General features: G+C 60.8%; 33 protein-coding genes, 2 tRNA genes and 1 pseudogene. 28 read left to right on the forward strand and 8 right to left on the reverse strand.

Annotated elements, in window-relative coordinates; genetic code table 11:
* Nucleotides 1-774 precede the first annotated feature (774 nt).
* The 3 genes from AC1RZR_RS19280 to AC1RZR_RS19290 all read left to right on the forward strand — a co-directional run bounded on the left by AC1RZR_RS19280 (nucleotide 775) and on the right by AC1RZR_RS19290 (nucleotide 2694).
* Nucleotides 775-1020 (forward strand): hypothetical protein, encoded by a 246-nt coding sequence (locus AC1RZR_RS19280; protein WP_481825622.1) that lies wholly within the window; start codon nucleotides 775-777, stop codon nucleotides 1018-1020.
* A gap of 309 nt (nucleotides 1021-1329) precedes the next feature.
* A complete protein-coding gene (locus AC1RZR_RS19285; protein WP_481825623.1) occupies nucleotides 1330-1791 on the forward strand; it encodes a hypothetical protein in 462 nt (153 codons plus the stop codon).
* Between the two features lie 693 nt (nucleotides 1792-2484).
* A complete protein-coding gene (locus AC1RZR_RS19290; RefSeq protein ID WP_477271838.1) occupies nucleotides 2485-2694 on the forward strand; it encodes a hypothetical protein in 210 nt (69 codons plus the stop codon).
* Nucleotides 2695-3860: 1166 nt separating this feature from the next.
* On the opposite strand, the gene AC1RZR_RS19295 is transcribed toward AC1RZR_RS19290, so the two are convergent.
* The 3 genes and pseudogenes from AC1RZR_RS19295 to AC1RZR_RS19305 all read right to left on the reverse strand — a co-directional run bounded on the left by AC1RZR_RS19295 (nucleotide 3861) and on the right by AC1RZR_RS19305 (nucleotide 4823).
* Nucleotides 3861-4145, reverse strand: a complete 285-nt coding sequence (locus AC1RZR_RS19295; RefSeq protein WP_477271836.1) for a hypothetical protein — start codon at nucleotides 4143-4145, stop codon at nucleotides 3861-3863.
* A 31-nt stretch (nucleotides 4146-4176) separates the two neighbouring features.
* Nucleotides 4177-4526 (reverse strand): annotated as a pseudogene (locus AC1RZR_RS19300) (IS1 family transposase); the annotation flags it as partial.
* A 45-nt stretch (nucleotides 4527-4571) separates the two neighbouring features.
* Complete coding sequence (locus tag AC1RZR_RS19305; RefSeq protein WP_481825624.1) at nucleotides 4572-4823, reverse strand: hypothetical protein; 252 nt, start codon at nucleotides 4821-4823, stop codon at nucleotides 4572-4574.
* Between the two features lie 736 nt (nucleotides 4824-5559).
* On the opposite strand from AC1RZR_RS19305, the gene AC1RZR_RS19310 reads away from it, so the two are divergent.
* The 17 genes from AC1RZR_RS19310 to AC1RZR_RS19390 all read left to right on the forward strand — a co-directional run bounded on the left by AC1RZR_RS19310 (nucleotide 5560) and on the right by AC1RZR_RS19390 (nucleotide 17951).
* A complete protein-coding gene (locus AC1RZR_RS19310) occupies nucleotides 5560-6837 on the forward strand; it encodes a tyrosine-type recombinase/integrase (protein WP_481825625.1) in 1278 nt (425 codons plus the stop codon).
* Entirely contained in the window at nucleotides 6834-7544 is a 711-nt protein-coding gene (locus AC1RZR_RS19315; RefSeq protein ID WP_481825626.1) for a hypothetical protein, read from the forward strand. The genes AC1RZR_RS19310 and AC1RZR_RS19315 overlap by 4 nt, the downstream gene beginning before the upstream one ends.
* 96 nt (nucleotides 7545-7640) lie before the next feature.
* Nucleotides 7641-7859, forward strand: a complete 219-nt coding sequence (locus tag AC1RZR_RS19320; RefSeq protein ID WP_481825627.1) for a helix-turn-helix transcriptional regulator — start codon at nucleotides 7641-7643, stop codon at nucleotides 7857-7859.
* Nucleotides 7860-8127: 268 nt separating this feature from the next.
* A complete protein-coding gene (locus AC1RZR_RS19325) occupies nucleotides 8128-8967 on the forward strand; it encodes a helix-turn-helix domain-containing protein (protein WP_481825628.1) in 840 nt (279 codons plus the stop codon).
* A 101-nt stretch (nucleotides 8968-9068) separates the two neighbouring features.
* Complete coding sequence (locus AC1RZR_RS19330; RefSeq protein WP_481825629.1) at nucleotides 9069-9440, forward strand: FmdB family zinc ribbon protein; 372 nt, start codon at nucleotides 9069-9071, stop codon at nucleotides 9438-9440.
* Complete coding sequence (locus AC1RZR_RS19335; protein WP_481825630.1) at nucleotides 9433-9891, forward strand: hypothetical protein; 459 nt, start codon at nucleotides 9433-9435, stop codon at nucleotides 9889-9891. Before AC1RZR_RS19330 ends, AC1RZR_RS19335 begins: the two co-directional genes overlap by 8 nt.
* Nucleotides 9860-10384: a hypothetical protein gene (locus AC1RZR_RS19340; protein ID WP_481825631.1), complete on the forward strand. Its 525-nt coding sequence runs from the start codon at nucleotides 9860-9862 to the stop codon at nucleotides 10382-10384. The genes AC1RZR_RS19335 and AC1RZR_RS19340 overlap by 32 nt, the downstream gene beginning before the upstream one ends.
* Before the next feature lie 218 nt (nucleotides 10385-10602).
* Nucleotides 10603-10836 carry a hypothetical protein gene (locus AC1RZR_RS19345; protein WP_481825632.1) on the forward strand — a complete coding sequence of 78 codons (234 nt, stop codon included), beginning with the start codon at nucleotides 10603-10605 and terminating at the stop codon, nucleotides 10834-10836.
* The gene (locus AC1RZR_RS19350; RefSeq protein ID WP_481825633.1) at nucleotides 10833-11495 is read left to right on the forward strand and encodes an ATP-dependent Clp protease proteolytic subunit; all 663 of its coding nucleotides are present in this window, start codon (nucleotides 10833-10835) and stop codon (nucleotides 11493-11495) included. Before AC1RZR_RS19345 ends, AC1RZR_RS19350 begins: the two co-directional genes overlap by 4 nt.
* A gap of 82 nt (nucleotides 11496-11577) precedes the next feature.
* Complete coding sequence (locus tag AC1RZR_RS19355; protein ID WP_481825634.1) at nucleotides 11578-12273, forward strand: hypothetical protein; 696 nt, start codon at nucleotides 11578-11580, stop codon at nucleotides 12271-12273.
* A gap of 1 nt (nucleotide 12274) precedes the next feature.
* Nucleotides 12275-12529 carry a hypothetical protein gene (locus tag AC1RZR_RS19360; RefSeq protein ID WP_481825635.1) on the forward strand — a complete coding sequence of 85 codons (255 nt, stop codon included), beginning with the start codon at nucleotides 12275-12277 and terminating at the stop codon, nucleotides 12527-12529.
* A 61-nt stretch (nucleotides 12530-12590) separates the two neighbouring features.
* Nucleotides 12591-13559, forward strand: a complete 969-nt coding sequence (locus AC1RZR_RS19365) for a hypothetical protein (protein ID WP_481825636.1) — start codon at nucleotides 12591-12593, stop codon at nucleotides 13557-13559.
* Nucleotides 13560-13592: 33 nt separating this feature from the next.
* The gene (locus AC1RZR_RS19370; protein ID WP_481825637.1) at nucleotides 13593-14657 is read left to right on the forward strand and encodes a hypothetical protein; all 1065 of its coding nucleotides are present in this window, start codon (nucleotides 13593-13595) and stop codon (nucleotides 14655-14657) included.
* Nucleotides 14658-14941: 284 nt separating this feature from the next.
* Complete coding sequence (locus AC1RZR_RS19375) at nucleotides 14942-15274, forward strand: hypothetical protein (protein ID WP_481825638.1); 333 nt, start codon at nucleotides 14942-14944, stop codon at nucleotides 15272-15274.
* Nucleotides 15271-15447: a hypothetical protein gene (locus tag AC1RZR_RS19380; RefSeq protein ID WP_481825639.1), complete on the forward strand. Its 177-nt coding sequence runs from the start codon at nucleotides 15271-15273 to the stop codon at nucleotides 15445-15447. The genes AC1RZR_RS19375 and AC1RZR_RS19380 overlap by 4 nt, the downstream gene beginning before the upstream one ends.
* A 189-nt stretch (nucleotides 15448-15636) precedes the next feature.
* Nucleotides 15637-17163 carry a DUF2793 domain-containing protein gene (locus AC1RZR_RS19385; RefSeq protein WP_481825640.1) on the forward strand — a complete coding sequence of 509 codons (1527 nt, stop codon included), beginning with the start codon at nucleotides 15637-15639 and terminating at the stop codon, nucleotides 17161-17163.
* 2 nt (nucleotides 17164-17165) lie between these two features.
* Nucleotides 17166-17951 (forward strand): hypothetical protein, encoded by a 786-nt coding sequence (locus AC1RZR_RS19390; RefSeq protein WP_481825641.1) that lies wholly within the window; start codon nucleotides 17166-17168, stop codon nucleotides 17949-17951.
* Nucleotides 17952-18042: 91 nt separating this feature from the next.
* Here AC1RZR_RS19390 and AC1RZR_RS19395 read toward each other — a convergent pair whose 3' ends face one another.
* Both AC1RZR_RS19395 and AC1RZR_RS19400 read right to left on the reverse strand, forming a co-directional pair.
* A complete protein-coding gene (locus AC1RZR_RS19395) occupies nucleotides 18043-18243 on the reverse strand; it encodes a hypothetical protein (RefSeq protein WP_481825642.1) in 201 nt (66 codons plus the stop codon).
* Nucleotides 18240-18473, reverse strand: coding sequence for a helix-turn-helix domain-containing protein (locus tag AC1RZR_RS19400; protein WP_481825643.1), 234 nt, complete (start codon nucleotides 18471-18473; stop codon nucleotides 18240-18242). The genes AC1RZR_RS19395 and AC1RZR_RS19400 overlap by 4 nt, the downstream gene beginning before the upstream one ends.
* A 105-nt stretch (nucleotides 18474-18578) precedes the next feature.
* Between AC1RZR_RS19400 and AC1RZR_RS19405 the strand changes: the two genes are divergently transcribed.
* Genes AC1RZR_RS19405 through AC1RZR_RS19415 form a run of 3 tightly spaced genes read left to right on the forward strand, consistent with a single transcriptional unit; the run spans nucleotide 18579 to nucleotide 19463 of the window.
* Nucleotides 18579-18845, forward strand: a complete 267-nt coding sequence (locus AC1RZR_RS19405) for a hypothetical protein (protein WP_481825644.1) — start codon at nucleotides 18579-18581, stop codon at nucleotides 18843-18845.
* Entirely contained in the window at nucleotides 18838-19098 is a 261-nt protein-coding gene (locus AC1RZR_RS19410; protein WP_481825645.1) for a hypothetical protein, read from the forward strand. Before AC1RZR_RS19405 ends, AC1RZR_RS19410 begins: the two co-directional genes overlap by 8 nt.
* Nucleotides 19095-19463: a hypothetical protein gene (locus AC1RZR_RS19415; protein WP_481825646.1), complete on the forward strand. Its 369-nt coding sequence runs from the start codon at nucleotides 19095-19097 to the stop codon at nucleotides 19461-19463. The genes AC1RZR_RS19410 and AC1RZR_RS19415 overlap by 4 nt, the downstream gene beginning before the upstream one ends.
* A 196-nt stretch (nucleotides 19464-19659) precedes the next feature.
* Here the strand turns inward: AC1RZR_RS19415 and AC1RZR_RS19420 are convergent, their stop codons facing one another.
* Together AC1RZR_RS19420 and AC1RZR_RS19425 are read right to left on the reverse strand one after the other, a co-directional pair.
* Entirely contained in the window at nucleotides 19660-19821 is a 162-nt protein-coding gene (locus tag AC1RZR_RS19420) for a hypothetical protein (RefSeq protein WP_481825647.1), read from the reverse strand.
* 123 nt (nucleotides 19822-19944) lie between these two features.
* Nucleotides 19945-20019 (reverse strand) — tRNA-Asn (locus AC1RZR_RS19425).
* Between the two features lie 243 nt (nucleotides 20020-20262).
* Here AC1RZR_RS19425 and AC1RZR_RS19430 point away from each other — a divergent pair.
* On the forward strand, nucleotides 20263-20499 hold the full coding sequence (locus AC1RZR_RS19430; protein ID WP_477271832.1) for a hypothetical protein: 237 nt from the start codon (nucleotides 20263-20265) through the stop codon (nucleotides 20497-20499).
* A gap of 19 nt (nucleotides 20500-20518) precedes the next feature.
* Here AC1RZR_RS19430 and AC1RZR_RS19435 read toward each other — a convergent pair whose 3' ends face one another.
* Complete coding sequence (locus AC1RZR_RS19435) at nucleotides 20519-20713, reverse strand: hypothetical protein (protein ID WP_481825648.1); 195 nt, start codon at nucleotides 20711-20713, stop codon at nucleotides 20519-20521.
* A 236-nt stretch (nucleotides 20714-20949) separates the two neighbouring features.
* On the opposite strand from AC1RZR_RS19435, the gene AC1RZR_RS19440 reads away from it, so the two are divergent.
* The 4 genes from AC1RZR_RS19440 to AC1RZR_RS19455 all read left to right on the forward strand — a co-directional run bounded on the left by AC1RZR_RS19440 (nucleotide 20950) and on the right by AC1RZR_RS19455 (nucleotide 24390).
* A tRNA-Cys gene (locus tag AC1RZR_RS19440) sits at nucleotides 20950-21023 on the forward strand.
* Nucleotides 21024-21112: 89 nt separating this feature from the next.
* Nucleotides 21113-21781 (forward strand): protein-L-isoaspartate O-methyltransferase family protein, encoded by a 669-nt coding sequence (locus tag AC1RZR_RS19445; protein WP_481825649.1) that lies wholly within the window; start codon nucleotides 21113-21115, stop codon nucleotides 21779-21781.
* 176 nt (nucleotides 21782-21957) lie between these two features.
* Complete coding sequence (locus tag AC1RZR_RS19450) at nucleotides 21958-23349, forward strand: TolC family outer membrane protein (protein ID WP_477279101.1); 1392 nt, start codon at nucleotides 21958-21960, stop codon at nucleotides 23347-23349.
* A gap of 213 nt (nucleotides 23350-23562) precedes the next feature.
* Nucleotides 23563-24390, forward strand: a complete 828-nt coding sequence (locus AC1RZR_RS19455) for a PopZ family protein (RefSeq protein WP_477279103.1) — start codon at nucleotides 23563-23565, stop codon at nucleotides 24388-24390.
* Nucleotides 24391-24707: the final 317 nt, after the last annotated feature.

Raw genomic sequence — 24707 nt, forward strand, 5'->3', positions numbered from 1 at the left:
CTAATATGTTATAAGCTTATCAGCGCGGGGGCTTTTCCCGCAATCGCAGTGGCCGGTGCGGCGCGCTTCACCCAAGCATCTACCCGCACCGGCCATTTCTTTTGCGTCCGGTAGCGCTGGCTACTTACAATTCCAAGCAACTCAGATGTCGTCGCTGCCGGCGAATTCCCTAATCAAAGCGTGGGTCTGACCGGCGGGCTTGAGGGGACGGCGCGGCTGGCAAATATATGCGCCAATGCTAATGTTCTCGAAGCATGAATGAAGGAACGCAAGGGATCGAGCTGCCCAGCTGGATTGCGCGGGGGATACATGGTGACTTCAGATACCGGGATCGGTGCGCACTCCGACCCTCCGCAGCAGCCGAAGCCTGTGACGGGATCCGTCTTCCCCGTATACCACTCGTGGGCAATGGCCCCAGTCGAAACGACGGCCAAGGCCGGGATGAGAATTTTGACAGACCTGCAAGGGAGCCGCGTTTCTTCTGCCGGGGCAGGCGGCCCAGCAACTTGCTAGGGGACTAACAGCGGTTGCCGCTGGGCCTGACCAGTAAGGCTCGAGGAGGCGCTGTGCTGGCTGAGCCGAAACATGCGCTCACTGTGATGCAAGAGCCAGAGCGCATCCGCATGAGGGTCTACCGCCGAAAGATGTACTCATTGCGGCAATGGGCAGCAGACGGGAACCTTGCCGCCGCCGTGCGCAAGGCATTGAGCGCAGCATGGTAAGTCTCGCAACAGCCATGCCAGATACCATGGCGCCTCACCAAAGGAGGGATCGATGGTTTCGGTTATTGCAAGTCAGCATCGGCAGGTACCGGAAACTCAATTGAAAGCGGCAAAGCCAGAAACAGGCGAAGGATTTGCGCCGGGCAAAAGCGCCGACAGCGTAGGACATCGCGCCAAGGCAATGGTTGCAGAAACGGGCGACACAGATTCTAACTCGCAGGGCACCGCCGCATCGAAGATCGCCAGAATGGACATCACAGTTTTGACGCCGCCGCCCGAAGACACACCTGCGGAGTAAAGCTGGGCCAGGCAACTTTCAGAGGCTGAGATCAAGCGCGTTCTGAAGGCAGCGGAGGCGCTCCATAAGTGCATCGTCAAGCCGCTTCTCCCAAAATCTATCCGAGAAATCGCAGGCCGTTCATTCAATGGCCCGGGACGGGACCGGTGCGGGCTACGGCTGGGGAGCGCTGGCTAAGCAGCCCGGCGCCCTGCTTTTGACACTGAACGAACCAGAAGGGCGCCGAGCCTTTACCGGCGGCGCTTTGAGGGAAACGACGCCGAGTGTTGAATTATAGCGCTCTCGCTAGAGTTGTCGGAATACAGCCTTTTGGACGATGGCGCGCGCTTTGCCGTGTCATCAGAAATTGCTAAAGTGCAATCGATATCGGGAATTGTCAGATTGGATGCTGCACGCATTAGCTTCGAGGCCAGACGACGGGCAGACTCTGTTGCTCCGCCGCCTAAATATGATCCTTTCTGGGCAAGTGTGGCCGGGGCGGCGATAGCTGGCAGCGTGGTTGCTGTTTTTTGTTGGATTGTCGGCAGCAGTCACATGGCAGGTGCGATCGGCATAGTCATGATTTTGGCATTTGCGCTGCCGTATTTCTATCTCAGGAGCCAGGACCGGAAGAACAGTGAGGCCTTTGATACGGAGTACATCAGCTTGTTGGAACTAGAGAGGGAAAGAGAGAAAAGCTTGGCTGTCGCCAAAACCAAGTCGCTTCCGGTAACAAAAGCTCGCCTGACGATAAGAAGACCCCGCGTGCCCGTAAGAAAATCCCGCCTGTAATCGCGAATGGAAACCGACTTTCGATAGCTATCCGATAGCGTTATCCGCAATCATCACAATGAATGGCGGCAAGCTTAAGATGCTCATGGTAGTATCAGGCTTGTTTGCCGCATCGCAAGGTCAGTCCTAAGTGCTCTCAACAGTCTTACGGGAAAAGCTGGTTTGCGAATGCGGTCGCACCGGGTATTTGAAGCTACGAGAAGACGATCAGCCCCTCAGCGGCACCTGGGAATCCTACAGCTTGGAGGGTTTCAATGGCGGTAGCCTGACGATCACCAGTTCCGGAAATATTCCGGGCGACAAGTTGGCCTATCTCCGTCCTTCGTGTCCTCAATGCAGCCAGTGGGGCAAGGTGAAGTATGCCAGCCGGACCTAAGCCGGACACAACATTGGCGCACGGTGCTCTCACCCCAAGGATAAGTCCAAGGCGCTGGCGATACCGAAGGAGATCGGCGGCAAGAGCCAACAGCGATTTGCCAGGGGACTAGCAGCGGCGGCCGCCGGGCCTGACCAGTCTGGCTTCGAGGGGACGCTGTCCTGGCTGGCGCGAAGCATGCGCTCCCTCCAATGCAAGGGCCAGAGCGCGTGCGCATGAAGCGCTACCGCCGAAAGATGTAACCTCGAATACCCTTCCGAAGCGGGACGTGGCACGGAATTCGCGACGGCATCATCATATCAGGGAGAGGAGTCAAAATGATGCGTCAAGATGGAACAACAGCGCGAAAAGCAGCAACGAGGTACGTGCCAGAATGGCGCCTCAACAAGAGAACGTTCGAGGTTCCGTACCTCATGAAGCTCGGCAACATTGGCCGCCAGGAAGCGCTGGCCATGATCGCCAGGCATGGTGGGGACAGAGACGAAATCACTGCCGAACTGTTTTCGCGGAGAGGTCGATCGCAATAGCTTTCGCAACAGGGTTGGACCCATGAGGCCTCGCCTATGCGGGAAGCCCGCAATCCAGCCCCAAACCCTGAAAAGCCCGCCACGGGAGCGACCTGCGACGGGCTTTTGGAGTGGCGACATCCCTAAGGAATCGACCGCTTGTCGTTGTGTTGTGAACAGCGTCATTGCGCTGGCCTATGGTGTAATCGCGAAACCCTTTGGCTTAATCATTCCCGTCCGTATCGCTTCCTCATCGATCATTTGGACCGGCAGCCCCGCGCAGCCTCAAGATCGGGCTGCTCTTATATCGCTCGTGCTCGCATAGCAGCGAGGTCGGCCATTGCCTTGCTACAATTACGATCTTCCCCCATGCCATTATCCCCCGATCAAGGCGAGCGCGCGGCCGAGGGCTCGGCACGAGCTGCATCACGTTTGGCGGCCTTTTTGGCTGCGCTATGGGAACCAAGACAGTAGCGATCCGGTTTCAGGGGATGAGAGGACATGGAGATGCCAAACAAGATCAAAGAACCGCCGAGCCCCGACCCAAAGAAAACACCAGGCCGTCGTCCCGAAAAGGAATCGTCGCCGGAGCCTGAACACGTCGATCCGCCACCGCGAGATGTGAGAGAGGCACCGGCACCAATTCCAAACGGCGATAAGAATTCCTGATCACCCCTGACCAATGGCCCGCTGCCTTATGGTGACGGGCTTTTCTCTCGTTTACTTTGAGCCGGTGCTAAGGACTGTGTACGACGTGGTCACCGCGCCGGAACCGTTACCACGCGTGACGCGCACTGTCGCAGGTCCGCTCTTTGCAGGGGCAGCGGTTGCAGTCGAGGCTACTGTCCCGATCACGTCCGTCGCGCTGGCGTAAAATAGCTCGCCATTCGGCGAGACGCCCCACTTCGTGACATCCTTCTCATCTCTGATCACCTGGCAACGTCCAACCGTTTTTTGACCAGCGTGCGGAACTCTCGATATCTGATCGGCCAGCGCTTCTTCGCATTGGGACGTGGTCGAAAAGACCATGGGCTTTGCTGCCGGCGCTCGGCATAGCATCAAATCGGGACTGCACGACAACAGCACCATAATGGCAGACGTTACCGTATCCATCGCCCTTCGCCTCCGCGACGTAATATAGCTTCAATGCTGACACTGCGGAATGGTTCAAACTTTCGGGTAGTGTCTCAGTCTGAAATAAGCGGAATGATCAGCACGGCGACGACTTCGATGACGGGGATTACCACGTAGATGGCAAGGAAGCCGGCAATCCACATCCCGATTTTGACCAGCCATGACGAATGAGGGGTCGCCCTCCAAGCGAAAAATGCGCTCGCGACGCCCAAACCCAATGCGACAATGCCAATGACCGGAGACCGCGTCATTGGCAGCATTAGATCATCAAAAAATAGAAAGATCGCGCCAATGAAGATTAGCTGGGCCGCGAGCCCAAATAGTAACGCGCGTTTCACGCGGTCCTCCCAGTGCTATCTTTTATAGGCATCAGGCGACGGCTTTCGTTTTGTAAGGGCCGCGCGGCCCCGGCTTCGGCGTAACTGCATCCATCTTCTCGCAAAGATCGTCCATTGACCAGAGCGTGGCGGAAACGCCAGCGGCCATTGCTGGCGTCATTTTCAGCGTCTTGTGATGAAGGTGTACCAAACCGCGTAGATCGCGACCATGTGGACATGGTTTTCAAACTTCTTTGAGAACGCATTGGTGAGGCGCGTGAAGCGGCGATTGGCCATGCGCATCGTGAGATTGGCGCGCTCGATATGCGACGTGCTGACATGCACCGGATCGGGATTGCCTTCAATCCGCGTCTTGGTCGCGCCGGTGCAGACGGCGGGGGAGATACTGCCAACTTTCGAGCCCGCTGCCTCATGTGGCGGGCTTCTCTATTTTCTGTATCGCCCTTTCTCGCACCAATAATGGACAACGACACCCGGTTGCGCCTGAAACAGAACGGCTGCAACTTGACAATTCTCGCGGTTGTAGGCCTCTGCCTCCATCGCATCGAAGGTTGCCACATGGATCCGCATTTCGGCGGCAGCGGAGCTTCTGTAGAGCGTGTAGATGACGGAGTCGTCAGCCTTGGGCGCGCAGCCGGCCAAGACTGAAACCAACGCCACGGCGCGGAAGAACCTCATTTCAACATCATTGGTGCAACAAGAGGCAACCATGTGATTTAACCGGTGGCGGTGCGCGACCAAGAACCAAGTCTGAGCGGTCTGTCTGTCAAGCAAGAGGGTTGTCGGCTGCGGCTGGCCCGGATTCATATAGGCCGCGATCGGACTTGATACCGAGGCTCGCTGTTCGAGCAACCGGCCAAGGCAGCAACCACAACGACACCGAAAAGCGCTCCTCGCATATCCTCCTATGTCGCCTCCATGTCGCACGGACCCACCGATAGTCGCAGGAAGGATTTGGAAAGCAAGAATTCGTTCAGGGTGACGCTCCGGGATTCATGGTGTGTGTTGTGCATGGCTGACGAACCTACATTGCTGGCAACAGTGCAGGCCAACTCGCCGGTGCGAGCTTTTCTCCGATCCTTCCGAGATTTGCGTTCGGCCGCGTGATTCCTGCGCATGGCAAACATGCCAAGCGTACCTATCACCAAAATCGGCGTTTTCGCTGCATCGCTAAGTGTTTAGAAATGTTGGCTCCCCGGGCCGGATTCGAACCAGCGACCAACCGGTTAACAGAGGTTTTCCTAAGCATCTTCACGCGTCGACTTGCGACACACTGATACAGCCGAAACCGTTGCTTGGCAAGGCTCCTGTCGGCGCACGTCGTCGCCGCTTGTCGCGTGGTGTATCGACAAAGCGCAGGGTTTTGTGTAGATCATGCTGTAGATCAAGCCGAACCGGTTTCTCGGGGGACGCAATGCCGACCGTCGAACTCACCGACAAATTCTGTCAGTCAGCCAAATCGCTGTCAGGTCGCAAGACCGACTATTTCGACACCATCGTAAAGGGCCTTGTCCTTCGCGTTTCAAGCGGCGGCCAACGCTCCTGGTATGCCGTGTACGGACCTCCAGCGAAGCGCCAATGGCTCAAGTTGGGGACCTATCCCGAGGTGCCGCTCGGAAGCGAGAAAGGGGCACGGCAGAGGGCCAAGGATACACGCGCCAAGGTCGGCGATGGTGTCGACCCGATTGCCGAGAAAAAGGCTCTGGCCGCCTCGCAGACCGTCGCGGATCTCGTCGAAAACTATGTTGCCCGGCAGGCCTCTACGAAACGGTCCGGCGGTGAGATCGCTCGCCGGCTTCGGAAGAACGTCACAGACCTGATCGGCACCATCAAACTCGCTGAACTGCACCGGCGCGATATCACCAAGTGCATTGACGCCGTCAAGGACCGCGGCGCCCACGTAGAGGCCAATCGGATCTTCGAAGATGTTCGAGCAATGATCAGGTGGGCGCGAGGCCGCGGTGACCTCGATAGCAACCTTGTGGAAGGCATGCGCCGGCCGACCGAAACGACAGAGCGGGACCGCGTCCTTTCCGCCGACGAGATAAAGACCATGTGGAAGGCGTTACTCGACGCCGATATGAGGGAATCGACCCGGCGCATTCTTCGCCTTTGCCTCGTCACCGGGCAGCGCGTCGGGGAGATTTCCGGCATGGTCCGCGACGAGCTGGATCTCGATCGGCACATCTGGACGATCCCGCCGGCCCGGGCCAAGAACAAGCGCGAGCATGTGGTGCCGCTTTCCGACATGGCAATTGAGATCATCGCGGCGCAACTGGATGACGCGGCCGCATTGGCCGAACGGAAGGACAGGCAACTGCCGCCATTCGTCTTTCCCGCACCAGGCGGGCGCGTGGCTGTCACTGGCGCTTCTGTGCCAAAAGCCGTCAAGCGCGAGGAGGCAACGAAACGCAACGTCACAACCATCATGGGTGTCTCACCCTGGACGCCCCACGACCTGCGGCGCACTGCTGCCACGCACATGGAAGAGGTCGGAATTTCCCCGTTTGTCATCGGCCACGTGCTCAACCACATTTCTGCGACGAAGGCGTCGATCACTAGTCGCGTGTACGCCAGGTATGACTATGCCCGCGAAAAGCGCGAGGCGCTGCAGCTTTGGGCCGAACGATTGCGAGGGATAATTGACGCCGATGCAAAGGTTGTGCCGCTGGCGCGGAAGGCCCGGGCATGAGCGCGGCGCGGACCTTTTCCTATGATCAGCAACAGCAGCAGGCGCTTGCGGCACAGATCCCGGTTCCGACCGCTGCCAACGACCTTCACGAATGGAGCAAACAGCGCAAATTGGCCGACCGGGACGACATTCGCGGTACGATGGGCAGGTGGATTGCATCGCAGCTCACTTTGCAGGCCAACGCCTGCCTGGAGCAACTCGCGCGCGGCGGCAGGAGACCACAGAAGCAAGACCTGGAAATTATTCGCCGCATTGCAAAGGACGCTCGGCGTCTGAAAACGGATCTCAACCGCCCAAATCTTTCGCCAGGATCGTTTGCGCTGCTGCTTGAGCTCGATCCGCGCGCGACATCGAATGCCCTGCAGGAGATTATCGCAAAGGCGGAACTTGCCGAGCAAATGAATGCGATCATCCATCGCGCCGATGAATTCGCCTCGCACCATATGCCCGAATTTATAGAGTTCGTCAGCTTCGCAGTGGGACGCTGGGAGTGGTGGAGCGGCAAGCCGGCGGGTCGTGGGAAGACTGGGAGCCCCGCCGCGCGGTTCCTTTGCTTTGCCGTCAATCCGCTGATCATCTTCACAGAAAAAGAACTGGGGATACACCTGCGTCGCGCCGGTCAAATAGATGATGCTTCAGCAGGTCAACTGATCGCAGCGGCAGCCACGGCGGGCAATCCTTATGTCAAGGGCAAAATAGACAAATAAAATCGGCGGTTTTATGTGCAGGTTTTGCCCTTGGTTTAGCCTGCCAAAATCGTCGAACCTTCTCGCATCACAACGAAACGAAGTGAGGCAGAGAAGATGGAAAGCGTTCCCGAACTCGTCGACGAGCCGATGGCATGCCGCATCTTGGGCGGTGAGCAATCCCCCATTCATCGCAGCACGCTATGGCGCGGTGTGAACTCGGGCCGATACCCGAAGCCGATCAAGATCGGCGAGGCAACAAATCGTTGGCGTCGTGCTGAACTCGTCGCGGTGATCGAAAAAGCGGTCGCCGAGCGCGACCAGGTCGCGGCCTAAATGCGCGCCATTCCGCTCCTCGTCGCAGGCGCCGCCATTCTCTTCGTGGTCGCCGTCCTCACCGGATGGGTGCAGCCATGATAGCGGATGCCGGTCAATCGACCGGCCTTTGCCACCAGTCGAACGCCGCAATTGAGGTCGCGGCGGCGTGGTATCGGGCGAACGCCTCTAGCTGCGAGCATCCGATCATTCCTGCGCTTAGAAGCCGCTTCGGGCTGACGCCACACGAGGCTGTTACCGCCATCCGCGAAGCCAATGGGCGGCGAGCATGAGCCTTGGCCGGCCGCGACTGTCGATCATCCCTGCAGATGCGGTCACCGACCCGTTGCTAGAAGGGCGCGACCTGCAGCTCCTGGCCCTGTTTGGGCGCCATACCGACAATCGGGGGTGGTGCTGTCGGTCGCAGGTCAAAATGGCAAGGGAGTTGCGATGCGGACGCGCCACGGTGCAGCGCTCGATCGCTCGCCTCGTGGCGGCAGGGTACCTGCAGCATCGCACCATTGTCCGCGACACAGGTGCAGACGCAGCGCACGAATATCGCGTGGTGCTCGACCGGCCGGACGCGAATTATAGTACCGATCTCGTTCCTGAAGAGAACGATGTCGCCGCAGAAGTTGCCTCAAAGGGGGGTGCCCACCAGCGGGCAGGGGTGCCCACCCTGGATGGGCAGGGGGTGCCCACGCATGAGCGGGCACCAATGTTAACGACCCCTGTTAAACGAACTGAGAGAGAGAGCGCGCGAGACGACGAAAAAGAATTCGAGCGTGCACTACGTGCTTGGCCGACAGGCTTTGCGGACAGTCGCCAAGATGCGTTGAAAGCTTGGCTGGCGCTTTCGCCTGAAGATCGCATTGAGGCTGGCAGCGAAATCAGCCGGTTTGTGAAAACGAACAGGTCGGCGGGCCGCACGCTGATCTGCTGCTTTGCCACATACCTCGGCGACCAGAAGTGGAAGGTACTTCCCGACGAGCGGCCTAAGGCTGCATTGACGACGGCCGCCGCGCCAGTGAGACCAGCAGTGAAGCAGCCGACAAAGTTCCAGCTATCGAATCCCCACCTCTACCCCGAGATCTTCGGCGACGAAGCCAGCAAAGTGGCAAAGCCATGAAGGGAGGGGGGAGGGTCAAATGTCTGGCGTGTCATGGGGCCTCCAACCGCTTGGGGCTCAGCGAGGGTTTTTTTTCTTGACCGGCCCGATTCCGGAGAAGTGTGACCAAGGAGCCCGACATGACATTCGATAAGGCTTTGAAAATGTTGATGAAACGGCAGAGAAACCTGACGCAACCGGGTTCGCGTGACCATTTATTTCACAAGGTCCCGCGAAGGCTGGTCAAGGTCACCTGCACGGTTTGCGACAAGGAATTCGAGACGGTTCAGGCTGGCCGGCGGAAGCCGTCGACGAGATGCAGTGAGGCCTGCCGAAAGGAGGCCCGTCGCCGGTATTCCAACGCTTACAACGCCGCTGCCAAGGCGGAGCTAGAGGACCTTAGGGCGAGGGCCGCTGCGGGCGACCTGGAGCGGTTCGGCATCGGCCGCGACGGACGCCCCCTGCCGAAGGACGGGACCGATTTCGATGTCTGACGGCGAGCCGTTCAATCATCGCGCCGTTGCTGCGAGCCGCCGCTCGGCTCGGACTGGGGTCGGCAGAATGACCGCGCGCGCTCGCAAATCTCCGCCGCCGTTCGACCCCGCCGAGATCCCCGTGGCCGGCGGCGCCTGGTTCTCGCCAGTGATGGCGATGGCTCTGTCGCCGAAGGAGAGGAAGCGGCGCCACGATGAGCTCTATGGCGGCGGTGGAGCGCTCCTTAAAGTCAAAATCAAGGATCTTGATGCACTGGCCGATTGGCTGATCGAGACCGAGCGCCTCAAGGCTTGGGACGATAAGAACCTGGTCGCCATCGCGGCGGCGATCGAGGAGTTCGTCGAGGCGGCGGTAACGCGTTACCGAATCGACGGAATCGATTGTGGTAGCACTCGCGAAACCGAGGAGCCGACGCTAGATGATGTACTCCAAACCGACCGCCGACGCTGATCCGAACCCTATCGCGGTCCGCATCGAGGCGGCACGCGATTCGCTTCGGCTAGGGACGTCGGCATCCGTCCAGGCCGCGGCAACCCTTTACCGCAGCGCCCGCGGCGATCGCGCCAAGGCCATGGAACAATTGGACCGGTCCCAGAAGGCCGATTTCGCCGCTGGGTTCCAGAAACCCAGGGCAGTATCGGTCGAGCTGCAGGCCGAGGTCGATCGCCTCACCGTGAATGCAAACAAGGCTCGGCAGGCACTCGATGACGCGCGGGCGGCCTACCAGCCGAAATTCATGGAGCGGGTCGCGCTTCCTGTAGCTGCATTAGCTGGCGAGATGTCCGACGCGATCGCGCTCGTCGAGCTCGCCGCTACCGCCCTTGCCGATATCCACCGCTTCGCCATCCAGAATGGACTTACCGCGCCGCTGGCCGCGCAGCATTCGGAGGCGGTGCTGTTGACGGTTCGACATCTTCGGCAGCAGTTGGCTGGAGGGCGCTAGAAAATGAAATCCCCGGCCGGCCGATCATTGAGGGCGTGGATGCGACTCGTCCGAAAGCAGATAGCCGCTCTCCTGGGCCGGCCGGGCATTCGTGCTCAGGCCAAGGGCGGTGAACGTCGCGAGTACCAGCGCTGTCGTGTTCCTCAGCACCAAGGGCTCAACATCGTGCAGGGCGCCGACCAAATGGCCGGCGCCCTGTTGCTGAGGGGGCTAAACACATGACCGACCGCTCGCTGCAAGTGATTGAAGACCGACCACGTCGCCAGGCAGCGTCTGTCGCGCTCGAAGCCATGCGGAAAGCCGGATCATCCGTTCCTGCTCTGGCGCCGACCGTCGCGGGAATTTCGGAGGCAGCCGCGAACGCCGTCGCGGCCGGGTATCGCGACGTCATCGTCGAGATCGAGTCCTCGCCGGACGGAAGCGCTAAACTGCGGTTTAGGGCGGTGCGATGACCATGAAACGCCCCCGGCTCGCTGCGGCGCGGCGCACCATGGCTCGGCTGGCAGCAACCGCCCCAGTCGCGATCCGGCGAGGTGACACGCTTTGGATGGGTCTCGAAGGGCCGATCGGCCAGCGGGATCAAAAGACCGGCATGGGTATTTTTGCCAAAAGCGTCGAAGCCGCGCTCAGAGAAAATTCAGACGCACAGTTTGTCGAGATCGACATCGACAGCAACGGCGGCGGCTTCAGTGAATCGATGAAAATCTATCATGCGATTCGCGCCTGTCCGGGTTTCGTGACCGTAACGGCAGGCGAGGTATGTGCATCGGGTGCATCGCTGATTTTGATGGCGGGTGACCTACGGCTGGCTCATCCCAAGTCCACGATCCTGATCCACGGAGTCGAAATAGAGGCGCCGCCGGATGCCGAGCGGGATCGTTGGACCGCCGAGAAATATGATCGGTATGCGCGGAACATCGAACGCAGCAATCGGCAAATTGTCGACATCTATGCGAAGCGTGGGTTCTTTGGTCGCGAGTGGTTCGAAAACGAACTGAAGAACGAAAAGCCGCTTCCCATCTACACAGCTCAGGCTGCGGGGATCATCCATTGCGTGGCCGGAAAAGAGAGCCGCCACGCCCGCAGATACGGGTCGGGCTCGGCGCGATGAACCAGCAACTCCCCGCCCGCGACCTGCTCGCCGCCGCTCATTCGCGCATGACGCCGGCCGAGATTCAAAGACAGCGGCAGCCATGACAGCGATCCTTTGCTACGCGGCACCCGATACCGCCTCCATCGTGGCGGATGGAGCATACATCGGCCTGGATGACGGTCGACTGCATGCCATCCGAAGCAAGATCTTTGCCGCCGCCGTCGACGGATCGGCAGTGCTGGCAATCTCTGGCCCTGGGAGCCTGTATTCCCGGCTTAGCTGGCGCAAGTTCGCGACCTTCGATGATGTGGTCGGCGGGCTTGAACCGATGGTGGTCGAGGTCGACAAAGCGCTCGGCGTGATCGGTTTTTATTCCATTCGCTTGGGGCTCATTCGGAGGTTTTTTTTCTTGACCGGCACGATTCCAGATGTGGCCAAGGAGCCGGACATGCCAATCGATAAAGCGTTGAAAAGATTGCTGAAAAGACAAATCCACATGACGCAACCGGGGGCCAACGATCATTTATTTCCGACGGTTCCTCGGCGGCTAGTCACTGTCACCTGCACGGTCTGCGGCAAGGCCTTCGAGGCGGTGCAGGCCGGGCGGCGGAAGCCGTCGACGCGATGCAGCGAAGCTTGCCGACGGGAGGCCCGGCGACGGTATTCGAACGCCTATAACGCGGCTGCGAAGGCGGAGCTCGAGGACCTGAGGGCCAGGGCGGCGGCCGGGGAATTCGAGCGGCTCGGCATTAGCCGCGACTTCACATTTTCAGCAATCGTGCCTGGCGAAGAGTGACGTGGGCAAGCGGCTGAAGCGAGTTGCAGCGGAAAGGGGCACTGCCGATCGGCAGCGGCGCCGCCGCGAGCGTGCAGCCGCCGGCTTGGTGCACATCGAGTTTTGGACCGACGAAGCGAACCTCACCGCAGTGCTGGTCGGCAGCGGCCGCCTCCAGTTGCACCTGGCCGACGATCGTGACGCGATCAGTGCCGCGACGAAGGCTGTCGTGGAGGATTGGACCGTGGTGGATATCCACAGGCCGCGTCACGCGTGACGCCGCGCCTTTCTCAAATCTGCGATGATTCGCCGACCTGATAATTTTGGAGAACCCTCAAGTGAAAGCCCTCATTTCCATGCCTGACCGCCAGCGGTCATCGGCCATTGAAAAATCACTTTTTGCCCTGGCCCGCGCGCAAACCCATCCTCACAAGTACGAGCGCGAAGGCGTCGCCAAGATGATCTATGCAGACGATAAGATCGTCTCACAGATCGTTGAGCGCGGCGCTGCTCCTCTCGGTACGACCACGGGCAGTGGCTGGGCTGCGGAACTTTCTCAGAACCTCGTCGGCGATTTCCTCGCCACGCTGGCGCCGCTCTCGGCTGCGGCTCAGATTATTTCGCAGGGCCTTCAAGTTCGGCTCGGCACCGCGCGGACGATGAAGCTGCCGGCGCGCGAGGGTGCCCCGTCGACGGAGGTGACCTGGGTCGGCGAGGGTAATCCGATTCCGGTCCGCAAGTACGTGGTAAACGACGACTGCGAACTCGACCCGCGCAAGTTCGGCTTCATCGTCGGCCTCAGCCTCGATCTGGCCAAGCGCGCCAACGGCGATGCCGTGGTACGGCAGTTGATCCGCGAGGATGCAGCTGCGACGCTGGACGGCGCCTATTTCAGCACCGCGGCGGGCGACGCCGAGACACACGCCGGGATGCTGCATGGCGTTTCGGCGCTGAGCGGCTTTGCAGGCGGCGATCGGCTGGCGATGGAATACGATCTCGCAGCGCTGTCCGATGCCGTCACCGCTGCGGGATCCGGCCAGGTGGTTTTCATCGTGTCGCCGAAGCGCGCTGGGCGCATCAAGATCAAGGCGCCAGACCTCAACCGAGAACTGACATTCGTTCCGAGCCTTGCCGTCGCAGACACCGATATCATCGCGATCGACCCGCTGTCATGGGCGCACGGTTTCGGCGACGACTTCAGCCTCGATGTATCCCCGCGACGAAGGCTGTCGTGGAGGATTGGACCGTGGTGGATATCCACAGGCCGCGTCACGCGTGACGCCGCGCCTTTCTCAAATCTGCGATGATTCGCCGACCTGATAATTTTGGAGAACCCTCAAGTGAAAGCCCTCATTTCCATGCCTGACCGCCAGCGGTCATCGGCCATTGAAAAATCACTTTTTGCCCTGGCCCGCGCGCAAACCCATCCTCACAAGTACGAGCGCGAAGGCGTCGCCAAGATGATCTATGCAGACGATAAGATCGTCTCACAGATCGTTGAGCGCGGCGCTGCTCCTCTCGGTACGACCACGGGCAGTGGCTGGGCTGCGGAACTTTCTCAGAACCTCGTCGGCGATTTCCTCGCCACGCTGGCGCCGCTCTCGGCTGCGGCTCAGATTATTTCGCAGGGCCTTCAAGTTCGGCTCGGCACCGCGCGGACGATGAAGCTGCCGGCGCGCGAGGGTGCCCCGTCGACGGAGGTGACCTGGGTCGGCGAGGGTAATCCGATTCCGGTCCGCAAGTACGTGGTAAACGACGACTGCGAACTCGACCCGCGCAAGTTCGGCTTCATCGTCGGCCTCAGCCTCGATCTGGCCAAGCGCGCCAACGGCGATGCCGTGGTACGGCAGTTGATCCGCGAGGATGCAGCTGCGACGCTGGACGGCGCCTATTTCAGCACCGCGGCGGGCGACGCCGAGACACACGCCGGGATGCTGCATGGCGTTTCGGCGCTGAGCGGCTTTGCAGGCGGCGATCGGCTGGCGATGGAATACGATCTCGCAGCGCTGTCCGATGCCGTCACCGCTGCGGGATCCGGCCAGGTGGTTTTCATCGTGTCGCCGAAGCGCGCTGGGCGCATCAAGATCAAGGCGCCAGACCTCAACCGAGAACTGACATTCGTTCCGAGCCTTGCCGTCGCAGACACCGATATCATCGCGATCGACCCGCTGTCATGGGCGCACGGTTTCGGCGACGACTTCAGCCTCGATGTATCCGAGGCGGCGACGATCCACATGAGCGATGACCCGCTGCCAATCAGCACGCCCGGCTCGCCGGCAACGGTGGCCGCTCCGGTCCGTTCCTACTGGCAGACCGACTCCATCGCCATGCGCTTGCTCGCTGATGTGGCCTTTGCGCCTCGCCGGCCGAGCGCGGTGGCCTGGGCGCAAGTTCTGACCTGGTGAGCCGCCATGACCGAGCAAACACGTCGCCACGTTTGCGGCTTTTATGCCTCGCCGACGGCGGCATTCGTGCCGGAGGGGAGAGCCGGCGCGGCGGAGCCTTTATCGCGAGGAGAGCAATCCATAAGCGATGAGGATCCCGAGGCCCGCCGCGCCCGCGTCCTCGCAAAGGCTCGTGAGATTATGTCGCGCCCGCGTGAAGCGGTAAGGCCCGCCGCTGAGGAGGCGGAGTTCGACCTCGACCGCTATTTGGCAAGCTTCCCGAGGCCCCTGAATGGAACAGGCGAATGAGCGACACGGCGGAGTTGAACGAAGCGCACGCGATCATCCGCCATGCGGACATCATCCGGCGGAAGGGCGAGAGGCTATCCCTCGATGACGCTGATTTTTCCTACAGGCACCAATCAGTGCAGGAATTGATGCGTGCTGTGGCTGTCCTAAAGAAAGGCGTAACCGTCGACACCATGGCCGACGTTCTAGGCGGTCTTGCCGCAACAATCAGCGTTATGCGCACCGCGGAATACCGTCGGCATCTCGAACTGGCTGACAGGCTCGCCACACTTGAGGCCGCCGCCAAGCCGCGCGTCCGCCGCCAAGCACCGTCGAGGCCGGTGGCATGACGATCGGCGGCGTTGAGATAACTGAACAGGTAAAGCTCACCATCCTAGACGTGGCATTGCAGGTCGAGGCCAAGATCGGGCGTCGCCTCGCAGGTTATGAAATCGATTTTGTCATCATGGCTGCAGTCAGGCGCTTGGCCGCGCCTCAAGCACCGTCGACGAGGCTGCAATGACATCCGCCCCCGAAGGGATTGCCTAAATGGCCTTCATAGCCGCAGCTTCCGGCGCCTGCTTGCCCGGCCCGTCTCTCCTCCAAGCAGAAGGTTTGAATTGATGACCGACGCAAAACCAGAAGCGAAACCATCGTCCAAGCGCCATGCACCAATCTGGTTTCCGGGACTGTCTAAGCCGGAGACGAGCCGATGACGATTTCAAACCGCCTAGGCATCACGTTCATGGCGTCGTCGCAGAATAACCGATCGGTCACGGTCAACGAGGCGATCTCCAAGCTCGAGGCCGGCGCCGCGCTGTTCGGCTGCGTCTCCATCGGCGATACCTCACCGCCCGGCTCACCCGCCGAGGGTGATCAATACGTGCTTGGCGCTTCGCCGACGGGCACCTGGACCGGCCATGGCAAAGCGGTCGCCAACTTCTGCAATAGCTCATGGCAATTCATTCCCGCGCTGCCTGGCATGCAGGCCTATGCCGCCGACGAAGACGCCTTCTACTACTACGATGCCGGCGGGACATGGACGCTGGTCAGCAGCAGTAGCGGTGCCGGCGACGTCGTCGGCCCGGCCAGCGCTGTCAACAACAACATAGCGCTGTTCAACACGACCACCGGAAAGCTGATCAAGGACAGCGGCGCCGCGATCTCGACCGATGGCACGTTCGCCGCCAATTCCGACGCCAAGGTCGCCACCGAGAAGGCGACGAAGACCTATGTCGATGGCCTGGCGCTCAATCTGGGCAAGCGCGGTAGGGTCCGCGTCGCCACCACGGCCAACGTCACCATCGCGACGGCGCTGAACAACGGCGACACGCTCGACGGCGTGTCGCTCGTCACCGGCGACCTGGTGTTAGTCAAGGATCAGTCGGCGCCGGAGCAGAACGGCATCTATGTCGTCGGCGTCTCGCCGGCCAGGTCCACCGAGTTCGACACCTACGACGAGCACCCTGGAAGCCTCCAGGCGGTCGAGGAAGGCACCGCCAACGCCGACACGCTCTGGCTCTGCACGTCGAACGTCGGCGGCACGCTCAACACGACGGCAATCGCCTTCACGTCGATCTCGATCTCCGGCGTCACCAGCTCACGGCAAATCATCTCCGGCGGTGGCCTCACCGGCGGTGGAAATCTTTCTGCCGATAGAACGTTGGCGGTGGGCGCCGGCACAGGCATCGTCGTCAATGCTGATGACGTCGCGGTCGACATCAACAAGCAAACCATCTGGATGCCCGCCGCCGCGATGATCCCGCGTACGACGAATGGTGCGGCCGCGGGCACAGCCGAAATGTCGTCGAACAAGAACATGGTGTCGACGCTCGATTTCGATGCCTCGACCCAGGAATTCGCGCAGTTCGATATCCGGATGCCGAAGAGCTGGAACGAAGGGACGGTGACCTTCATTCCGGTCTGGTCACACGCCGCGACGACAACGAATTTTGGTGTCGCCTGGGGCCTCGATGCTGTTGCGATCTCGGACGGTGACACGCTCGATGTCGCGTTCGGAACCGCCCAGGTGGTGACCGACACGGGCGGCACCACGAACATGAAGTACGAGGGCGCTGAGAGCTCGGCGATCACCATAGCCGGTTCTCCGGCGGTCGGTGATCTGGTGCAGTTCCGCATCCATCGAGATCCCGCCAACGGGTCCGACACCATGGCCATCGACGCCAGGCTGCACGGTGTCGTCGTGCTCTACGTCATCGACGCGCTGAAGGACGATTAATCATGCTCATGGTCAATCAGCTGACTGGCTTTGGCGCCAGGCGCGCGGCAGGCGGTGGATCATCCGCCCTTGCGCTCGATGGTCTTTCTCCGACCGCTGCCTGGTCGATGGGCCGTGATCTCCTGACCTCATTTATCGGCGGAACGCGCTACACGACCGCAACCGGTGTAAACAGTCTCAAAGACCAGACCGGCAATGCCCGCAACCTAGACGTCGCATCCGGCCCCGCGCAACCGATCCCAACCCTGGCGGGACCGAATAATCGGAACAGCGCGGACTTTAATGGTTCCAGTATGACCCTGTTCGGGGGTCAATGCCTCAATTTTATCACGTCAACCGGCGGCTACATGATCGCCAGCTTCCTCGCCGATGCGATCACCCAGAACGACGCAAACGCGTCGCACAATCACCTGATCCTTGGATGTTCCAACGCTCAGTTTGGTCTCAATCTTCAGAACACCACGGGCACGCCCGAGACGATTCACGCCGACCTTTTCAACGGCACTACCCTATACGCTGCTTCAAGCGCGGAAATCACTGTCGGTACGGCCTACGTTGCGGAGTGGCGGTTTGATGGCAGTTTCGTCTACCTTCGGGTTAATGGCGGGACGGAATACTCAACTGCAACAACGGGCGGCATCAGCACGGCTTTCGCCTTCACCATGGGAGGCAATGGCTACCTGATGAACGGCAAGGTGTTCGAAGCGGCGACCTTCGGGGCGACAGTCCCAACAGCGCCTCAACGTGATGCGCTGGTGGCCAACTTCAAGACCTGGCTCGGGACATAGAATGCTCGATCGAACCGCGCCGTTCCCTTGTGATGTCCATCAGATTGCCGAGCAAAATCCTCAAGCCAGCGCTTCTTCACGGTGCCAGCTGCTAGCCTGATAGTCGGGCTCTCGCGGCGGCAAAAATTGTTTCAGCGCCGACGCGCTTGTCGCGTTCGCGCACCAGTGCACGCCAAATCGGCAGATAGAGTTCGGCGCGGCCGGCCTTTTCCATCCGCCGGGCGACGAGATCAAGGCCGGCCTCGATCTCGTCCAGTGTCACCGGCTTGCCGTTCTTGGTCTTGGCGGTCACGCCTTGCCCTTCCTCAATCGCACGCCGGGTCCTTCGCCATTCTCGTCGACGAAGATCACGCCTGCCGATTCGAGCGCTGACCTCATGGCAGCCAGATTGTTGGCGACGGGAACCGATCGGCCTGCTTCGAAATTTCGAACAGTCGAGAGCCCGACTCTCGCCGCGTTGGCAAGTTCCTGCTGCGAGAGATCAACCAGTCCCCTGGCTGCGCGGCTTTGTGCCGGTGTCATGCTCATCCTAACGTTAAGCGTTGCCCATAACGAAAATCGTTTGACTATTAAATATGTAACGATTAGCGTTATCCATAACGTAAACCGTTATATGGAGAAAAGCAAATGCCGAACATCCCTGTTCCGGCGGCCGGCGAAGCTTTGCCCGCCACCGAGGAAAGCCACATTATCGGTAGATTTTCCCGTCGCGCCTTGTTTGGTGCCCTGGCCGCGCTGCCGCCCGCCGCCGGTCAACTGGATCGGGCATGCGCCGAAATAGCCGGCATCATGAGAGAGGTGCACGGCGGCGATTGGAATATCGTGGTCGACCACGACGAGACGTTCGTGCTGATCTCGCGTGATTTGCATGTTGGGAGCTGCAAACATGGATGAGCGCTCGGCCTCGCATAACGCGACAACAGGAGCAAATACAATGCCGGAAATCCATGTTCGGGCAGGCGCCGAAGGCTTGCCAAAAACTATCGCGTCTATCAAATCGCAGACCGAAGCAGGCGTTGAGGCGGCCCGGAAAATCCAGATCAGCGCAGAGAGGCTCGCCGAAGGTATGGCAGCGCTTCATGGTGGCGATTGGCGCGTGCAAATAGATCATCTGGTTGAGTTCGTGATGGTTAGGAGGCACTCATGAACCGCCGCAACCTTCTCGCAGGCTTCGGCGCTGCCACTGCGCTCTCCGTTGTCGGTTCGATCGCCCATGCTGCCACTCATGTTAATGTTCCCGACGGGAACAATATGAAGTTGACCAGCATCGACGCGCGCCTCGATGCCCTTGAACGCGTGGCGCCGGAGGCCGCTAGACGCCTGCGTATCCGGATCAGCGCGCTGCTCGACGCTGCCGAGGAGTTCGCGCTGCAAAAGAAGTCCGGCTCGGCCGAAGCCGTCGCCGCAGCGGCCGACCTTTTGAACGATCAGCTGACGGCGATGCATGGCGGGCGGTGGGACACGCAAACCGATCACGTCAACCACCTCGTCGCCATATCCCGGCGCTGCTGAAGGGTTTTCACGGGGAACGTCTGCTGTAACAGCCTGATTTTATGCGGCTATTTCATCCCACCACTTGATTGCGGGCGTGATTTGTTTCACGGGAGCCGCACTGAAACAGCTTTCCCCTAATCCATCTGCTGCTCAGACCGGCAAATTGCCGGTCTTTTTTCTTGGAGGCCGAGGGCTGGACGCATCCGGGGTCCGCTTAGCCGGCGAGCGCTCGGCCCATTGCTATCCCGAGGCCAATAGCGAGACCCGTCATCAGATTGCGGGCTAGGCGAAGTGCCCAGCCCGCCGCGACTGCGCGCCAGATCCATCTCGGCTGCGTCTGCTGCAGCGCGATCAACTTATCAAAAACGCGTTCCATGGTGATTTCTCTCCTTCGAGCGATTCCCGCGTAGTCGGGCCTAGCGAAGTCGAGTTGTGTAGATATGCTGTAGATCAGCCAATTTTCGGCTGTTTCTGAAAACTCTGAACACCTTGAAAAGATTGGCTCCCCGGGCCGGATTCGAACCAGCGACCAACCGGTTAACAGCCGGTTGCTCTACCACTGAGCTACCGGGGAACAGACGCTCTCATGTGAGTGGCGCAGCCTATAGCAAACCCTTTTCCGCTTTGCAAAGAAGCATTTCGTATTTTTTCGAGGCTTTTTCGCTCAGGCGTTTCTCGCAATCGTTGGCGGATGTCCTCATATTAGCCGTCTTGGCAGGGGTACGGAACCGAAAGCGCGGCTGCGGCTTTGGTTCATGATGTTCCTGAGCGGTGAAAACGGGTCAATCTCGAGACGATGACAGTACAAGACAATCAGATGCCGGCGCGGAAAATCTCGGTTTTCGGACGTGAATTCAAGATGCCGCGCTCGCGCGGGCTCAGAATCACCATCGGCATCGTGCTGACCATCGGCGGCATCCTCGGTTTCCTGCCGATCCTCGGCTTCTGGATGGTTCCGCTCGGATTGCTGGTGCTGTCCTATGAATTTGCCCTGGTCCGCCGCCACCGGCGCCGTTTTGTCGTCTGGTGGGAACGGCGCCGCCGGCCGGATTGAGGGCCGATAGCGCAGGGGCTCAGCGGCCGGCGTGCTCTTCCAACGCTTCGCGGATCTGCTTGAGAATCGCCGCGGCTGAGGCGAGCTTCGCCCGGTCGTGCGGCGACAGGCTGCTCGCACTCCCGATACACAGGCGGTCGATGGCATAGCGCAAAAGCTCTTCGCACTGCGGCAGCGACAGGCCGGACGCCGCATTCTTGTCTTTTGCCGCCATTGTCGGACGCATGGCTAGCCTCCCGCCGTGCTGAACGTATGGGCCGTGGATGGGTTTCATCCGAGCGCGAGCCATGCTTAACAATCCGCTAATGTATCGCCGTGAGGTCCTCCCCGACGATTTGACGGGATGCTGCCCGGATTGGCGCAGAGGAAACCGTCCGGAATGCACGGTGGCCGCTTGACGGCATTTTCGCCGCAACCTATTGGAACCGGGTGGAACGCCGGGAGCAACGAGGCCTCGTGGCGGAGTGGTTACGCAGAGGACTGCAAATCCTTGCACCCCGGTTCGATTCCGGGCGAGGCCTCCAATGCCCGGGCCCCGCGCAGCAGCGCTGGGGCCTGAAGTTCCGATCGTAATGAACCGCGGTTCTGGCGCGGCAAGCGGATTGGTTGGAACATGAGCGCTGATTTCTCCGAGCTTCGCGTCAAGATGGTCGATGGTCAGGTCCGCACCACCGACGTGACCAGCGCGCCACTGCTCGACGCAATGCTTGTCGTGCCGCGCGAGGCCTTTGTCGGCGTCGACCAGCGCGATCTCGCCTATATCGATGAGGATATCCGCATTGCCGCCGGCGCGGACGGCGCGCGCTATCTCATGGAAGCCTCGCCGCTGGCCAAGCTTATCCAACTGGCCGAGATCAGCCCGGCCAATTCGGCGCTCGATGTAGGCTGCGGCACTGGCTATGCCTCGGCCATCCTGTCTCGGCTGGCCAAGTCCGTGGTGGCGCTGGAAAGCGATTCGGCGCTGGCCGAAACGGCCAGATCGACGCTTTCGTCGCTGGGCTGCGGCAATGTGACCGTTGTCCAGGGGACCTTGTCGCAAGGGCATGCCGCCCAGGCGCCTTATGACGTCATCTTCATCGGCGGCAGCGTCGCGGACGTGCCGGCGCCGCTGCTCGACCAGCTTGCCGAAGGCGGCCAACTCGTCGCCGTCGAAGGGCAGGGCAATTCCGGCGTGGCCCGACTTTTTTTTAAAGCAGGGGGGGTTGTAACCGGAAGACGCGCGTTTAATGCGGCAATTAAGCCACTACCGGGATTTGAACGTATCCGTGCCTTCGAATTCTGAATGATTTTGCCTTGCAGGATCGGCGTTGTCATGGTCGCTTGCATTTGAAATCGTTGCTGATCCGCAAACTGGGGGTGCTTTGGGGCTGAGCAGCAGGGAACATCGAACACGCGGCACCGGCTCTCAGAGGAGAAGCTGGCGCGGCGTGGTTCCCATGGAAAACGAATGAGGGATACATGGTCCTGCCTTTACGCAAGAGTCTTTTCGCCGCCGTCCTCGTTTCCGCGACCGCGCTTTCTCCCTTCTCGGCCTCGGCGGAAACCATCCTTGGTGCCCTTGCAAAGGCCTATCAGTACAACTCCACGCTGAATTCGGCCCGCGCCGGCGTCCGTGTCACCGATGAGGGCGTCGCCATCGCCAAGTCGGGCTGGCGCCCGACCATCAATGGCTCGGCGGACATCGATTACTCGAGCAGCCACGTTAACGGCACGAACCAGAGCGTGGCGCTGACCACCGGCAATTTTGGCGTCCAGATCAATCAGACGCTGTTCGACGGCTTTCAGACCAGGAACAATGTCGCTGCCGCCGAAGCGCAAGTCCGTGCCCAGGTCGAGAACCTGCGCAACACGGAAGAGAACACCCTGTTCAGCGCGGCCCAAGCGTATATGAACGTGATTCGCGACCGCCAGATCGCCGTGCTGACCGAGCAGAACCTGCAATTCCTGACCGAAACGGCGCGCGCCGCGCGTTCGCGCTTCGAGGTTGGTGAAGGCACGCGTACCGATGTCGCGCAGGCCGACGCTTCGCGGGCTGCCGCTGTGGCATCGCTGAGCGCCGCCCGGGCGCAGGCGCTGTCAAGTGCGGCGAGCTACCGCCAGATCGTCGGCGACGAACCCGGCAAGCTCAAAGCCGCTTCGCCGGTGGGAAAGCTGTTGCCGTCGAGCCTCGCCGCCGCCGTCGGGGTGGCCGCGAACGAGCACCCCGCCATCCTTGCCACCCAGCATCTGGTCGACGCCGCCGCGTTTTCGGTGAAGTCGGCCGAAGGCGCGCTGCTGCCGCAGCTCTCCGCAAGCGCGGGTGTGTCGAGCGCTTATCGCAACACCGTGCCGGGCGCCTTCGCGACGCAGGACGGTACGACCAATTCGGCCAGTATCGGGGCAACGCTGAGCATCCCGATCTATTCCGGTGGCCGTACCTCGGCGATCGTTCGCCAGGACAAGGAATCGCTCAGCCAGGCTCGCATCGAGGTCGACGTCAACCGCGACCTGGTGCGGCAACAGGTGACCGCCGCCTGGACCGAGTACACCGCCGCGCAGCAACAAGTCACCGCCAACAGGCAAGTGATCGAGGCCGCGAAACTTGCGCTGAGCGGCGTCATCGAAGAACGCAATGTCGGCCAGCGCACCACGCTTGATGTCCTCAACGCACAGGCGACGGTCATCACCGCCGAGATCAACCAGGCCAGCTTTGAACATGACGTGGTGGTGGCGAGCTATGCCATCCTGCAGGCGACCGGCCGCCTGTCCGTCGACCGCCTCGGCTTGCAGGTGACGAAATACAGGCCTGAAGAGCACTACAACGCGGTCAAGGACAAGTGGTACGGACTGCGCACGCCGGACGGCCGCTGACGGCGTTCGGCTCGGAGTTCCGTCTTCCAGCTCTGGTATGCCTTTTGGTTTCGCTGACCCTGGTTCGGGATCGCGCTCTAATCTGTTGAAATCCCACAAGTCCCCAGATTGGGGATTCTCGTGCGGCGATCCGTCGGTTACGCTGTCGTCATGATTCGTTCCGGCTTTGCCGGGCGGAACTCCACAGGGGTCACAAGGGCGGCGGATGTGACGATGGCAACGGCAAGCAGCGCACAGCGCGAACCTTCCATGGAAGAGATACTGGCTTCCATCAGGAGGATCATCGAGGACAGCGACGGCGGCCGCAAGCAGCCGGGCGACGCCGATGAGCTGCGCCAGGATCTGGAGCCGGCGTCGAGCGCCGACCCAGTTGCCGACGTCGAGGCATTCCGTGCCGACCTGCATGCCGCCCCCGAGATCAAGAAGCCCATTACGCTGGCGGAAGTCCAGGCACAATTGCCGGCCGCCGAGCCGGTGATTGCGCGCATGGAAACGCCGGTGCGCCCCGATTCCGCTCCGGCAAAGCCATCCATGACACTTGCAGAGGTCAGCGCCCGGGTTACCGCAGAGCCGACCTTGCCGGCCACGGCCGACGCGCCGGCAGCAGGCCCTCTAGCCGATGCTCCCGTTGCCGATTGGCGGCGCGAGATCGCCGCGGTTGGCGAGCAGGCGAGGGCGGTGCCGGACAAGGGCGAGGTACTCAAGCCAGTCGCCCTGCCGCCGGTGGAGACGCCAACGGACGAGCCGACAGAGAAAGCAGCCGTCGAGCCGTCTCGTCCAGACGCAAGCGTGGTGCGACCGGTGGCCGCCAGCGATTCGCCGCGTCCGGCAATCGTCTCCGAGCACACCGGCCGGCAGGTTGCCGCCGCCTTTGGTGAGCTTTCCGATGCGTTTGCCAGCCGCAGCAAGAAGACATTTGACGAAATGGCCGAAGAGATGCTGAGGCCGATGCTGCAGGATTGGCTCGACAACAATCTGCCGACACTGGTCGAAAGGCTGGTGCGCGAGGAAATCGAGCGCGTGGCGCGCGGGGCGCAGTAGCCTCCGATATCGGCATATCCATCAACCTTGAAACGCCGCCGGTGAGGCGGCGTTTCTGTTGGCAGGATCAGTTCGCGTCGGCGGTTCGTTTCCAAGAATGGCCTTTGGAAAGAAATCAGGTATCCGGCTACCGACCGCTGTCGCGAATGCATCGGAGCCACACTCGGCCGTACATCTCGGCTCCTGCGTGTTCGCCACTCCGACCGCCACCCTGGCTGCCCGGCCTGCGCAAAGCGATACCGCACGCCGAGGGCGAAGTTTTGTGCCGGGTGCGGACACGGCCTTACGTTGAAATGAACAGGGCCACGCCTATTTGC

It is taken from the genome of Mesorhizobium bavaricum (genome assembly GCF_056781655.1).